The organism is Shewanella abyssi, assembly GCF_023284025.1.
In the GTDB taxonomy this organism is placed as follows: domain Bacteria; phylum Pseudomonadota; class Gammaproteobacteria; order Enterobacterales; family Shewanellaceae; genus Shewanella; species Shewanella abyssi.
Genome location: NZ_JAKIKR010000082.1, coordinates 1 through 13,971 on the forward strand (window position 1 = coordinate 1; position 13,971 = coordinate 13,971).

At 45.4% G+C, this 13,971-nt stretch carries 8 protein-coding genes; all 8 read left to right on the top strand.

Features of this window, described 5'->3' with window-relative positions; translation table 11 throughout:
* The first annotated feature begins 158 nt into the window (after positions 1-158).
* The 8 genes from L2755_RS20940 (at position 159) to L2755_RS20975 (ending at position 13,729) form a co-directional block, all read left to right on the top strand.
* Positions 159-3,128 carry a TonB-dependent receptor gene (locus tag L2755_RS20940; protein WP_248982587.1) on the top strand — a complete coding sequence of 990 codons (2,970 nt, stop codon included), beginning with the start codon at positions 159-161 and terminating at the stop codon, positions 3,126-3,128.
* 297 nt (positions 3,129-3,425) lie between these two features.
* Positions 3,426-5,021, top strand: a complete 1,596-nt coding sequence (locus L2755_RS20945; protein WP_248982588.1) for a tryptophan halogenase family protein — start codon at positions 3,426-3,428, stop codon at positions 5,019-5,021.
* Between the two features lie 39 nt (positions 5,022-5,060).
* On the top strand, positions 5,061-5,816 hold the full coding sequence (locus tag L2755_RS20950) for a SapC family protein (RefSeq protein ID WP_248982589.1): 756 nt from the start codon (positions 5,061-5,063) through the stop codon (positions 5,814-5,816).
* Between the two features lie 44 nt (positions 5,817-5,860).
* Entirely contained in the window at positions 5,861-6,877 is a 1,017-nt protein-coding gene (locus tag L2755_RS20955) for a cupin-like domain-containing protein (RefSeq protein ID WP_248982590.1), read from the top strand.
* Between the two features lie 33 nt (positions 6,878-6,910).
* Positions 6,911-8,404, top strand: a complete 1,494-nt coding sequence (locus tag L2755_RS20960; protein ID WP_248982591.1) for a tryptophan halogenase family protein — start codon at positions 6,911-6,913, stop codon at positions 8,402-8,404.
* A 131-nt stretch (positions 8,405-8,535) separates the two neighbouring features.
* Positions 8,536-9,249: a DUF6445 family protein gene (locus L2755_RS20965; RefSeq protein ID WP_248982592.1), complete on the top strand. Its 714-nt coding sequence runs from the start codon at positions 8,536-8,538 to the stop codon at positions 9,247-9,249.
* 92 nt (positions 9,250-9,341) lie between these two features.
* A complete protein-coding gene (locus L2755_RS20970) occupies positions 9,342-11,930 on the top strand; it encodes a glycoside hydrolase family 3 C-terminal domain-containing protein (protein ID WP_248982593.1) in 2,589 nt (862 codons plus the stop codon).
* A 332-nt stretch (positions 11,931-12,262) separates the two neighbouring features.
* Entirely contained in the window at positions 12,263-13,729 is a 1,467-nt protein-coding gene (locus L2755_RS20975) for a capsule assembly Wzi family protein (RefSeq protein ID WP_248982594.1), read from the top strand.
* Positions 13,730-13,971: the final 242 nt, after the last annotated feature.

The following is a 13,971-nucleotide window of genomic DNA, read 5'->3' on the forward strand; positions in this document are numbered from 1 at the left end:
TCCCCCAGAGTCATTCAATCATAGTTTTATTTATATTCGAAATGTAAGCGCTTACACTCAAGGTTAAAAAAAATACTTAAGCCACTTTTGGGTGTTTTGTAAGCGCTTACATTTCGAATATAAATAAAACTATGATTGAATGACTCTGGGGGATTGAGATGAAACAACAACTATTTAAGAAGACGAGGCTGGCAACAAGCCTATCATTGGTGCTTAGCGCATCAACGATAGCACCCATTTATGCTGCTGAAGCTGTCGATACCGAAAATGCTGCAAATGAGAATATGGAAGTCATTGCCGTTACGGGTATTCGTGGCAGTTTAGTCAAATCAATGGACATCAAGAAATCATCAGATGGCATTGTCGATGCCATTTCTGCTGAAGATATCGGTAAAATGCCTGATTCTAACTTGGCAGAATCGATGCAACGTATACCGGGTGTCTCGATTGACCGTCAAAATGGCGAAGGTAGTCGTGTTTCAGTTCGCGGTTTCGGTGCAGACCGAAATCTAGTGTTGTTAAATGGTCGTCAGATGCCAGTAACAACAGGCTCTCGCTCATTTGACTTTGCCAACATCGCTTCTGATTCAATTAGCGGTGTGGAAATTAGAAAAACCAGTGTGGCATCAAGTCCGACAGGTGGTATCGGCGCAACAATTGACGTATTAACCCATCGTCCATTCAATACACCAGGCCTAAAAGCCACCTTTGGCGCAAAAGCGGTTGATGACACCTCTACTGATAAAGGTAGTATTACACCTGAGCTATCAGGGCTTTATTCCAACACTTTTGCCGATGATAAATTTGGCATATCGATATCTGCAAGTTACCAAGAGCGTGAAAGCGGCAACCAGCAGGCGCAAGTCGGTACCGGCTGGAGAAGTTTCCCAGCAAGCGCAGATAACACCACTGATTGGGGCGGCGTACAAAAAGATAATCAAGTTAACCGACCAGGTGATGATGATATCTATTCCGTGCCACAAACTACGGTTTATCGGTTTGAAGAGCAGCAACGCACCCGTACCAATGGCCAGCTAGTGCTGCAATATAGTCCTGTGGACTCATTAGTCGCGACACTTGACTATACGTACATGCGTAATGACATTGATACACAATATAACGATGTATCAGCTTGGTTTACCTTCGCCCCTTCTGAAAACGTTTGGACAGACGGCCCGGTATCTTCGCCACTCATTTACTCTGAAACCTACGACACCCCAGCCGATATATCGATGGCAGCGGGTGACTACGGTGTACGTAACGAAAGTGGCTCTTTAGGATTGAACCTAGACTGGCAAGTCAATGACAGCTTAAACCTGACCTTAGATGTACATAAGTCAGATGCTGAGAATAAACCAAATCATATTTACGGTAGTAGCAACACGTTAAGTACCGCTGGTTTTATCCGTACTAGTGCAGCGGCAGACTTCTCAAAAGATCTCCCTGCCCTAGCCGTTGGTAACGGTAACAATATCAAGCCATCTGACATGCGCGTAACCGGCAGTGTATTTGGTAATTCACGGAATAAATCGGAAATAGAGCAATACCAACTTGATGGTGAATACCTATTTGATGACGCCGGTAGCATCGACTTTGGTATCGCGCTAACTGACGTTAACAACCACTCTCAAGCCGTTAACGTGCAGCGAAACGATTGGGGCGGTGTTGGGCAAGAGGGTGACTTTGAAGATGAGTGGTTCCCAGCAGAAGGTATACACGACAAATTTGATGCTGATAAAGGTGATTTCTCAGCCGCTGATGGCGACTTTGATCTACTAGATACCATCTTCTTCTGGGATTTCGACGCTGTTCGTGGCCGAGCCGAAGAGCTTTACACCGCAGCAGGTTATGTGGGCGCCGGTGATTGTGGTACCGATTTCTGCCCATCAACTCAATATGTGATGGACGTCGACCGCTATACTGAGGAGCAATCGACCTCTGCTTATATTCAGTACAATTTCGAATCAGAATTTGGCGATATGCCTTATGACATTCATGTTGGCCTACGCTATGAGCAGACCGATGTAACATCAACATCGGCAGTGGCCAGTTACGATGGAGCTGATTGGATTGCAGAAACTGAAATTGCCCTCGTCGCAACCGGTATGCAAGACTTCCAAACTCAAACAGGTGATTACGACTACTATCTGCCAAATGTTAACTTCAACATTGAAGTGGTTGAAGATGTGATGTTACGTGCAGCTTATAGTGAAACCATTGGACGTCCAGATTATACCTCCATCCAAGGTGGCACCGTCGTTGGTACATTGGCAAACCGTGCTGGTGGTAGTGGTACCACAGGTAACCCAAGCTTATTACCGCTAGAATCAACAAACTACGATTTATCAGCAGAGTGGTATTACTCATCAAGCAGTTATGTGTCTGTAGGTTACTTCAGAAAAGACACCGTAAATGGCATCGACAATGTAAAAGTTAAATCTGATATCTATAACATCGCTAACCCAACCGATGGTGCTAAGTACGATGCAGCCGTAGCGGCGGTAGGTACTGATGCCGGAGCCATACGTCAGTGGATCTTTGATAACTACCCTAACGACCCATTTGTAGATGCCGCCAACGGTGTGATCACAGGTAACCCTGCTGAAGATAATACGCTGTTATTTGACTTAGATACGCCTGCCAACAGCAAAGAAAAAGCCACTATTGATGGTTGGGAATTTGCGGTACAGCACTTCTTTGGTGAATCAGGTTTCGGGGTGATTGGTAACTACACCTTGGTTGATGCTGGCGCTACCTATAACAACTACTTGTTAGAAGACCAGCCAGTAGAAACCAATATCAGTGATACCGCTAACCTTATTGCTATCTACGACAACTACGGCTTTCAGGCGCGTATAGCCTATAACTGGCGTGATGAGTTTTTAAGTTCTAAAGGTCAAGGTACAGGCGCAAACCCTGAATATACCGAAGCTTACTCTCAGGTCGACTTTAACGTCAGCTACGACATTGGTTACGACTTTGAGGCACTTGAAGGCTTAACTGTGTTTGTCGAAGGTTTGAACATTACTAACGAATACACTCGAACTCATGGCCGTGCGACTCAACAGGTACTTAACCTGACTCAAACGGGTGCTCGCTATAGTATCGGTGCGCGATACACTTTCTAAGTGTGTCACTAAAAGATGAAGCCAATGCTGTGGCTTCATCTTTTCCTTTAAAAAATAAAGCTACAAAAGCACTTTTTTATTAAGACACTTTTAGCGCTATATCAATCTGTTTCAGCCTAAGGCAGTCAGTCTAGCCCTTGATACATAAAGAGACTGGATCTGCTGAAATGACAAGGTTATATTGGCTCAGGTTAAATATTTGTAACGGATATCGGATCCCTTTCATTCCTTACAAAAGCGCCAACATAGAACACAAAAGAGTGTCTCAATAAGAACAATAATAATAGGTCGAGCGGTATGAATAACGACATTAACAGAATCATTATTATCGGCGGTGGGGCCAGTGGGTGGCTCACTGCAGGTATTATTGCAGCCGAGCATATTAATACTAAATTACCCGCTGCTGAACGAGCCATTGAAGTTATCTTAATTGAATCTCCTCAAGTTCCAACCATTGGCGTAGGTGAAGGGACTTGGCCATCAATGCGTGGCACGCTTAAAAAAATGGGCATTTCTGAAACCGAATTTATTATTGAGTGTGATGCTAGCTTTAAACAGGGCTCCAGATTCAGTCAATGGTCACATGCGCCACAGCAGACTATCTCCCTGGAGCAGCCAAGTTGTGACAGTTATTACCACCCCTTTTCTCTCCCGAGTCAATTCAACGAGATAAATCTTGCCGCTCACTGGCAGGCACATAAACAGCACGTCTCCTTTACCAATGCTGTTAGCTTTCAAGGCCGGTTGTGCGACCAAGGCTCGGCACCTAAGCAGATAATAACCGCTGAGTATGAGTGTAATGCTAACTACGGTTACCATTTAGATGCTGGCAAATTTGCCCAGTTTTTACAACGTCACTGCACCCAAAAACTAGGTGTACAACACATTATCGACCATGTTGAACACATCAGCAGTGATGATCACGGCGATATTGCATCAGTCACCACCAAAGTTAACGGCAGCGTCGCTGGCGATCTATTTATCGACTGCAGCGGCTTTAAGTCCTTACTGCTCGGCGAGCATTACCAAGTTCCCTTCATTGAGCAAAAGTCGGTACTGTTTAATGACTCTGCGTTAGCGGTACAAGTTCCCTATGACAATGAGCACAGCCCTATCGCCTCATATACTCACTCGACAGCGCAATCATCAGGCTGGATTTGGGATATAGGCCTGCAATCTAGGCGCGGCGTTGGCCATGTGTATTCAAGTGCCCATATCAGCGACGACAATGCAGAAAATGAACTGCGCAGTTACCTGCTAAAAAGTATGACTAAGGCGCAAGCAGAGTCAGCATCACTGCGAAAAATAGCATTTAACCCTGGACACAGAGCCTGCTTTTGGACACATAACTGCGTCGCAGTGGGTATTGCAGCGGGATTTATTGAGCCATTAGAAGCATCAGCATTAGCACTTATTGAGCAATCGGCCAAGATGATTAGTGAACAGTTACCGCGTAACCGTCAGGTCATGGATATTATTGCTAAACGCTTCAATGCTAAATTTCAGCAGCGCTGGCGCCAGATCATCGACTTTCTCAAATTGCATTACGCCATCAGTCATCGAGATGACTCAGACTATTGGCGCGATAATCGTGATAACAGCTCAATCCCCGAATCGCTAAAAGAGCAGCTCATGCTGTGGCAACATCAACAGCCATACTCCTATGATATCAATCAAACGGAAGCGCTTTTTCCTGCCGCTAGCTTTCAGTATGTGCTGTTTGGTATGGGGTTTAACAGCGCCGTGCCCAAGTACCTCAGCCAAGGCGAGCAAGATCAAGCCTTAGCGCTATTTCAACAAAATAGTCAGCGTAGCCAACAGTTGCTTAAGGTATTACCGAGCAACAGAGCCCTACTCGATAAAGTTAAACAGTTTGGTTTTCCCCAAATATAACGAATAAAACAGCTATAACGAATAAGAAAAGGAGTCAAAATGGCCACTCAAGCGGTTACTCAAGAGCAAAACAACAATGTAATGTTGAACAGTGTTGAGCATAAAGACCTTAAAGTCATCACCGACCATGGAGCTCAATATGGTGACAATGTTTGGTATGCACTGACCTTCCCGGTTGAATTTAGAAGCGTTCAGGCCCACTACCCTATCTTCTTCCAAAAAGATCCACAGACGGGTCGCTTCTTCTCTGTCGCGCTGTTTGGCTTTAAAGATAGAGAGAATCTGTTTTTAGACAAGGGTCAATGGCAAGCGTCCTATATTCCACTGGCAATCAAACGTCAGCCATTTTTAATTGGCAGCCAAAAGATCATCGAAGACGGCGTGCAGAAGGTACAACAAGTACTGCATATCGATATTAGTCATCCACGGATAAGCACCCAACAGGGCGAGCCGCTATTTCTGGAGTTTGGCGGTAACACCTCGTTCCTTGATACCGCGGCAGATATGTTAGATGTTATTCACCATGGTCTTGAAGACAGCGAACATTTTATAGATGCGCTGCTAAAATTCGAATTACTAGAGTCTTTCACCTTGGATGTTGAGCTTAATAACGGCAACAAGCACCAAATGATCGGCTTTTACACCATTAATGAAGACAAGCTAAAAACCCTTGCTAGCGCAAGCTTGGCTGAACTGCATGACAAAGGCTACCTCCAAGCGATATATATGGCGATAGCCTCACAAGCAAACATTCGCACATTATTGAATAAGAAAAATAACCGACTCGAAGGATAATTTTTTATCTTTTGATGTAAGCGTTTACAGAACAAGGTGTCCCCATGCTAACCGTCGAAAATAGCGTTAAACAGATATGTAATTGCAAACCAGGAGATATTCCTGAGTTTGTATTATCGTCGACTCAGCCGCTCATTCTGAAAGACTTTGCCGCCGACTGGCCGTTAGTAAAAGCCGGTAAGCAATCGGCCCAGACTGCCATTGATTACCTGCTTGAGTTTTATACGGGTACCCCTGTCACCGCTTGCTACAGCGACAATGATCAGCAAGGAAGAGTATTTTATAACGAGCAGCTAACGGGTTTTAATTTTCGCGCCAGCCAGGTCGACCTTAAGCAGGTGTTCGACAAACTGTTGTCACACCTTGATGATGCAGCGCCGCCCACCTTGTATGTCGGTTCAACCGAAGTTAACCGCTGGTTGCCCGGTTTTGCAGCAGCTAACCCATTAGCCATTGAAGATATTCATCCACTGACCAGCGTTTGGATTGGTAATCAGAGTCGTATTGCCGCGCATTTTGATTTCCCCAATAACCTTGCCTGCTCAGCCGTTGGTCATCGCCGTTTTACGCTGTTTCCACCGCAGCAGATAGATAACCTCTACGTTGGCCCAATGGAGTTTTCTCCCGGTGGCCAAGATATTAGTCTGGTGGACTTTCATGCACCTGACTTTGACAAACATCCAAAATTTGAGCAAGCACTCAAAGCGGCTCAAGTGGCAGAACTTGCACCTGGCGACGCACTCTTCATACCCAGTATGTGGTGGCATCATGTTGAAGCGCTCGATGCCATTAACGTACTGGTAACCCATTGGTGGCGTGACACCCCAACTTTTATGGGCAGACCGACAAATGCACTGCAACATGCAATCTTGAGCCTGCGTAGCTTACCCATAGCGCAACGTAAAGCGTGGCAAGCCATGTTCAACCACTATGTTTTTGAACATGAATTGCATGATACAGACCATATTGCAGAACATGCCCAAGGGATGTTATCTCACCCAATAGATGAGTTATCGGCGCGTAAATTACGAGCCGACCTACTGAACAAACTAAAGCGTTAACCTTTTAAGGTAATGATCAGAGAAGGACATATGATGCAGACTAAAAAACCAATAAAAAACGTCGTCATTGCCGGTGGCGGTACCGCAGGTTGGATGGCGGCAGCGGCTCTGTCAAAGTTGTTAGGCAAGCACCTCAATATACGTTTAATTGAGTCCGACGATATTCCCACCGTCGGTGTGGGGGAAGCCACTATTCCAACCCTGCATGTATTTCATCGCTTGCTCGGTATCAACGAACAAGAGTTTATGGCCGCCACCAACGCGACTTTCAAATTGGCGATCTCTTTTGAGAATTGGCGCGATGAAAATCAAGACTATCTCCACTCTTTTGGCTTTTTAGGTAAAGATTGCTGGGCTGCTGGCTTTCAGCACTTTTGGCTAAAAGGTCGCGAAAAAGGCATTGCCAGCGAGATTGGCGATTACTGCGCCGAACATCTAGCATCACGAACCGGCAAATTTGCCGTATTGCCGAACCAAGATCTGAATCACGCCTATCATCTCGATGCGGGGCTGTACGCTAAGTTTCTGCGAAAAATTGCAGAGAAAAGTGGAGCGGTGCGCATTGAGGGCAAGATCACCGAGGTCAACCTTGATCGAGACAGCGGTGAAATAGAGAGCCTTCTGCTCGCCTCGGGTCAATTAATCGAGGGCGACCTCTTTCTCGATTGTACTGGCTTTAGAGGCTTACTCATTGAAGATGCCCTGCATACCGGTTTTGAAGACTGGTCACACTGGTTGCCTTGCGATAGCGCTATCGCAGTGCAAACCACGACCACCAGCACACCCGTTCCTTATACACGTTCAATAGCCCGCGAGTCGGGTTGGCAGTGGCGTATTCCATTGCAAAACAGAACCGGCAATGGTCTGGTGTTTTGCAGCAAATACATGACGGATGAGCAAGCAAAACAGTTACTACTGCAAAACATCGAGGGTGATCTGCTTACACAGCCTCGCGTGATCAAATACAAAACCGGTACTCGACGTAAACATTGGAACAAGAACTGCGTCGCAATTGGTCTTTCCAGTGGTTTTATTGAGCCACTTGAATCCACCAGCATTCATCTTATCCAGCGCGGCATCGTGCGCTTAATGCAGATGTTTCCATCCCAAGGTTTAGTTCAAGCTGATATCGACGAATTTAATGCGCAAACCAAATTTGAAACCGATAACGTACGCGACTTTATTATCTTGCACTATCACGTCACCCAAAGACGTGATAGCAAGTTTTGGCGCTACTGTAGCAATATGCCAATACCTGAATCACTGGCACACAGATTAGCGATGTTTGAGGCCGCAGCCAAAGTATACAAGTATCCCAATGAGTTGTTTGGTGAAAGCTCATGGATCCAAGTCATGCTGGGGCAAGGCATAGAGCCTAAACAGTATCATCCGATTGTCGACATGATGGAAGATGAAGAACTAAAAGCATTTTTGAATAATATCAAGAGCGTGGTGAAACGTAAAAATGAAAACCTACCCCATCATTACGACTTTATTCAGCACTACTGCAAGTCGCCGATGATGTAAGCCTTAAAGGATCAGCAGCCCTACCACTCACATGGTTAGGGCGCTGTTTGAGTTTGAACGTGAAACTAATCAGTTTAGCGCTTTAAAATGGGGAGGTTTTTCTCAAAAGAGGGCTAAGTGGAAAAATGCATATGCAGCAGAATATGATCAAGGTTAACCCCGTCGCTAAGCCAAAAATAGTCATGATAGGTAATGAGAAAACGCCGATTGTCATTATCGATGATTTTGCCCTAAGCACTGACGATATTATTGCTTACGCTGCAGACCATGCCGACTTTAAGGCAGACCGCAATTCATATTACCCAGGTATTCGTGCAGCCTTGCCGCGAGAATATGTTAAAGCCGTCATTGATGCCGTATACCAAGGCATATACCAGTGCTACAACATTCCGCACCAGCTGAGATTAAAGCCCCAAAGCCTGTTTCTATCTCTTATCACCCATGATGAAAGCAAGCTTACAGCACTGCAAAAAATGCCACACTTTGATACGCCAAAGCCCTATCACTTTGCCATTTTGCATTACCTCAATCCCAATCAACATGGGTCAACCGGTTTTTTTCGGCATATACCTACCCAATGGGAACGGATAACGGCGCAGCGCTGTCAGCCCTATTTTGATGCTGCGCAGCGCCATATTGAGGTAAATGGTGAACCTAAAACGGGTTACTGCACCGAGAGTGATCATCATTTTGACCTATACGAGCAGATAGAATACCGCCAGAACAGGCTAGTGATTTATCCCGGTAATTTACTACACTCCAGCATAGTAAGACCAGCTCAGGACATAGACTCAAACCCAAATACAGGCCGACTTACCGCCAATATATTTATCGATTTCAAGTGATGTAACCTCATGAGATAACGCTCTTTGTCACTTTATCGCTATACACCAATTTAACTCGAATGATACGTCAACAAACTAATATGGAATTTAGAATGAAGCGTCCCACGACTTTTGCCATTGCCCTGAGCAGCCTCTTTGTTACCGCCCCACTTTTTGCCGCAGAGGCGCCAGCCTCCAAACTGAGTATTTATGATGAAGTGGGCCTGGTAGAGCCAACACGTCCATTGTTACAACAACGCTTAGATCTTGTTGAACAGACCATTAAAACGCTGATCCCACAAATGACGTTAGCAGAGAAGGTGTCATTAGTGCACGCCAATGGCAAGTTCACTACTGCAGCGATTGAGCGCTTAGGGATCCATGAAATGTGGTTGTCCGATGGCCCACACGGTGTGCGTCATGAAATTGAACGTGACAGTTGGAACTCGGCGAATTGGAGCAGCGATGACTCGACTTACCTGCCCGTGTTAACCGCTGTGGCTGCTAGCTGGAATATCGATATGGCAACCTTGCATGGCGCAGTACTTGGCAGTGAAGCTCGCCATCGCGGTAAAGATCTGATCCTTGGCCCGGGGGTAAACTTAGCCCGCCTGCCGCTGTACGGTCGCAATTTTGAGTATTTGGGTGAAGATCCGTATTTAGCCTCAAAGCTGGTTGTGCCACAAATTAAAGCCATTCAAAAAAATGATGTCGCTGCCACCATCAAACATTTCGCATTAAACACCCAGGAGCTAAATCGAACCGGGGTTAATGCCAAGCCTGATGAGCGCACATTACGAGAGGTATACCTGCCGGCTTTTGAAGCTGCAGTAAAACAAGCAAACGTTTATGCCATGATGGGCTCGTACAATGAATTCAGAGGGACTAACGCCAACCAAAGCAAGCACTTGGTTATGGATATCCTAAAAGGTGAATGGGGTTATAAAGGTCTACTCGTTACCGATTGGAATGTCGATATTAATACTGTTGATGCCGCAATCAATGGACTCGATCTTGAAATGGGCACCGATGTAGCAAACTACCAGGATTACTATCTCGCTGAGCCTCTGATTAAAATGATTAACGCTGGCAAGGTGCCAGTAGCCGCATTAGATGACAAGGTCGCACGCATATTGAGAGTGCAGCTAAGTATCGGCATGATGGATAACCATCGCCTTGGGGGGCAGCGTAATATCGCTGCTCACAGAGTGGCTGCCAGACGGATTGCAGCAGAAGGCATCGTACTGCTCAAAAACAGCCGCCAAGTGTTGCCGTTAGATCAGAGCAAGGTCAGTAATATTTTAGTATTAGGTCCAAACCTTGATAAAAAACACGGCCAAGGTGGCGGCTCCTCAGAAGTAAAATCCCTTTATGAGATCACGCCATTACAAGGGCTCAGGGATAAGCTTGGAGACAGAGTAAACATAACCGTTATGCGCGCACAAAGCAGTCAGTTAGCACCTATTAGCAACGACTATTTAGCCACGAGACATTGGACCGGAACCCCCTCATGGAACATCAGCTACTTTACCGATGACAGTCGCCAAAAACTCATCCATGAATCATGGATAGCCGACTCAGAGTTCAAGCCTTCAAGCTTTACGGCAAAAGATGCTCAGCAATTTATCACCATGAAAGCGGCCATCAAGCCCCTTGAATCTGGTGTTCATACTTTGAAAGTGACTGCAAAAGGCAAGATTAATATTAAAATCGATGGTAAACCTTTCATGCAGTATGAGGGAGACTCCTTAGAAGTTGTGACTAAGAATATCTCGCTTATGGGAAGTAAAGATTACCAGTTCGAAATCGACTATAACGGCACAGATGGTTATACCTTAGGCTGGGATACTCCCAACAAACTGTTTAATAGTGAAGCTGAATACCTCAGTGCCGCCAAAAAGGCTGACGCTGTGATCTACTTTGGTGGCCTCAGCCATAGTGATGATAGAGAATCAATTGATAGAGCCGATTTGGTCTTACCCAATCAACAAGATGAGATGATCGCTAAGCTCATTGAAGCGAACCCAAATACGATTGTATTTCTGACCGCTGGCAGCGCCGTTGAAATGCCCTGGAAAGACAACGCCTCAACCATTGTTTGGAACTCCTATAGCGGCATGGAGGGCGGATATGCTGTGGCGGATATGCTGTTTGGTGATGTGAACCCCAGTGGGAAAATGCCCTTTACCCTGCCGAAAAGCCTTGCCGATACAGCCCCTATTGCACTCAATGATTACAATGCCACTGAGTCACTCTATTCTGAAGGGGTATTTATTGGCCATCGCTGGTTTGAGCAGCAAAATATAAAACCACTGTTTAGTTTCGGCCATGGTTTGTCTTACACCAACTTCACTCTCAGTAATATTAAGCTTTCAGCTGCAAGTATTAGCCAAAGTGACACGCTGAACGTTGCTGTCACAGTGACCAACATAGGAAAAGTAGCCGGAGCAGAAGTGGTGCAACTCTACCTGCATGATAAAAAGGCCAGTGTAGAGCGCCCCGAAAAAGAGCTTAAAGGCTTCGCCAAAGTGATGTTAAAGCCTGGTGAAAGCAAACAGATCAGCATGCAACTGACCCAACGAGACCTGTCATTTTGGGATGATAAAACAAATGATTGGTTGGCTGAAGCGGGTGAGTTTGACGTTTTATTAGGCACCAGTTTGGATTACATCCATCTGCGAGAGACCTTCACTCTCAAGTAAACTTAGCAATCAAACTTAGCAAGTACTCTTGGCAATATTGCTGAGAGTACTTGCTAAAACATTCTCATTTTGGGTAAATTATAAAAAATAACCTTAGTATTTGTCCCCCATAGAATAAAGCCGCCCCCTCACTCAAAAAAATTAATCATTCCGTTGTACCTATAATTCACAATCAACCTCCTATTCACTATTTATGTCGTAATAGTAACAACATGAATAATTGATTCACCAATTGATCGTTATTAGCCCTGATTTTGAATAACAAATCACTCTAGACTGTTAGCCTATAGCGAAATACTCTAGAATGCGCTTCATTGACATAAGGGATCCCAATGAAAATCAAATTATTAGCAGGACTTTTTCTTTTCGGTTGTAGCTCAGTGCAAGCAGCATGGTGGGTTGAACCGACGGATTTGGCACTTAGAGCCGATATCCAACTACTTTCCGATACCGGTATTATTGTCCAACCCATTACCACCTACCCATTGATGTGGGATGGTCTAAAACAAGATTTAGATAAAGCACAGCCTGCTCAACTTTCAAATATTCAGCGCAGTGCTTTTGACAGAGTTAATCGTGCCTATGATAAAGACCATCGTGCATTTAGCACTAAAGTTGAACTTGCTGGCGCAACCGACACCACTCGTTTCATCGGCTTTGGCCAAGACTATCGCGATAAAGGCGAAGGGGTTGTGAGTGCTGAACTCACCCAAGACTGGTTCAGTGGCCGTCTATCAGCCAGCTATCATGCAGATCCTATTGATGGTAACAGTACCCGTTTAGATAACAGCTTTGCCGCTGTTATGCTGGGTAATTGGATTGTCAGTGCCGGTGCGCAGCAAAAATACTGGGGACCTAGCTGGGACACTGGCCTCATTCAAACCACCAATGCCAGACCAATGCCCGGAGTGACCTTAAGCCGTAATAACAGTCAAGCATTTGTAACGCCTTGGCTTAACTGGATTGGCCCTTGGACATTTACTACCGCTTTTAGCCAGATGGAAAGTGACCGTTATGTACCAGAGACTAAGCACTGGGGCGCACGCGGTACCCTTAGACCTATTTCAAAGCTAGAGGTTGGTTTTTCATGGACTATGCAATGGGGCGGCGAAGGTTACGGTAATAGTCTGAGCGATTGGTGGGATGGTTTATTTAATGGCGGCGAGTATGAAGGCGAGCTTGAAAATGGCCAAGAAAACATGTTGGCAGGCTACGATTTTCGCTGGTCAGATACCGCCTTCGGCGTTCCTTACGGGATCTACTACGAGCGTATTCACGAAGACTATCACAATGGTAAAAACAAATTGATAAATTCAGCCAACATGGGCGGTATTGATTTTGTGTTAACCAATTTAGATACTCGAGTATTCTTGGAGTACTCAGATACCAAAGTATCTTGTGGTATTGACCCTCAAAAGTATAACTGCCTCTACGAACACGGATTCTACCAGAGTGGCTCTCGCTATTATGGCCGCAGCTTAGGCAGCACTTATGATAATGATGCCGAAACGCTGGTTATTGGCGGCATTACCCAGCTCGGTGGCGGTCAAAATATTACCAATAAACTACGTTGGTTACGCCTCAATACTGATGGTATTGACAGCGGTAATGTTGATGGCGGCAATCCTGTTTCACCTGGTGAATATGAGCGGGTATACCAATATGACACCAGCTACCATAGACCTTTTTATGAAGGCACCTTAAAAGTCGGTGGCACGGTTAGTTACAGTGAATATGTCACCTCTGGCGGCAACGACTGGGATGCGACACTTTATGCCGGTTGGGAGCGAAGCTTTTAAGTTCAGAATAGGTTCTAGGTTCTAGGTTCTAGGTTCTAGGTTCTAGGTTCTAGGTTCTAGGTTCTAGCAAAGCATAAAATCAACATTAAAAGCCAAAGGGTGTTTGCTGTTGATTTCCTAGCAGGACGGAGTCCGTCCTAGCAGTGAGCTGGCGAACGTCCTAGTACCTAGGACCTTCTAGCAAAGACGGTAAAAACTAGAAAAGAGCAAAGCGACGGCATAAATGCCGACCTACTTTAAAA

Excerpts from the sequence above, each read along its gene's own strand:
- L2755_RS20940 (WP_248982587.1), top strand. The coding sequence starts at position 159 with ATGAAACAACAACTATTTAAGAAGACGAGGCTGGCAACAAGCCTATCA.
- L2755_RS20975 (WP_248982594.1), top strand. The coding sequence starts at position 12,263 with ATGAAAATCAAATTATTAGCAGGACTTTTTCTTTTCGGTTGTAGCTCA.
- L2755_RS20950 (WP_248982589.1), top strand. The coding sequence starts at position 5,061 with ATGGCCACTCAAGCGGTTACTCAAGAGCAAAACAACAATGTAATGTTG.
- L2755_RS20965 (WP_248982592.1), top strand. The coding sequence starts at position 8,536 with ATGCAGCAGAATATGATCAAGGTTAACCCCGTCGCTAAGCCAAAAATA.
- L2755_RS20955 (WP_248982590.1), top strand. The coding sequence starts at position 5,861 with ATGCTAACCGTCGAAAATAGCGTTAAACAGATATGTAATTGCAAACCA.
- L2755_RS20945 (WP_248982588.1), top strand. The coding sequence starts at position 3,426 with ATGAATAACGACATTAACAGAATCATTATTATCGGCGGTGGGGCCAGT.
- L2755_RS20970 (WP_248982593.1), top strand. The coding sequence starts at position 9,342 with ATGAAGCGTCCCACGACTTTTGCCATTGCCCTGAGCAGCCTCTTTGTT.
- L2755_RS20960 (WP_248982591.1), top strand. The coding sequence starts at position 6,911 with ATGCAGACTAAAAAACCAATAAAAAACGTCGTCATTGCCGGTGGCGGT.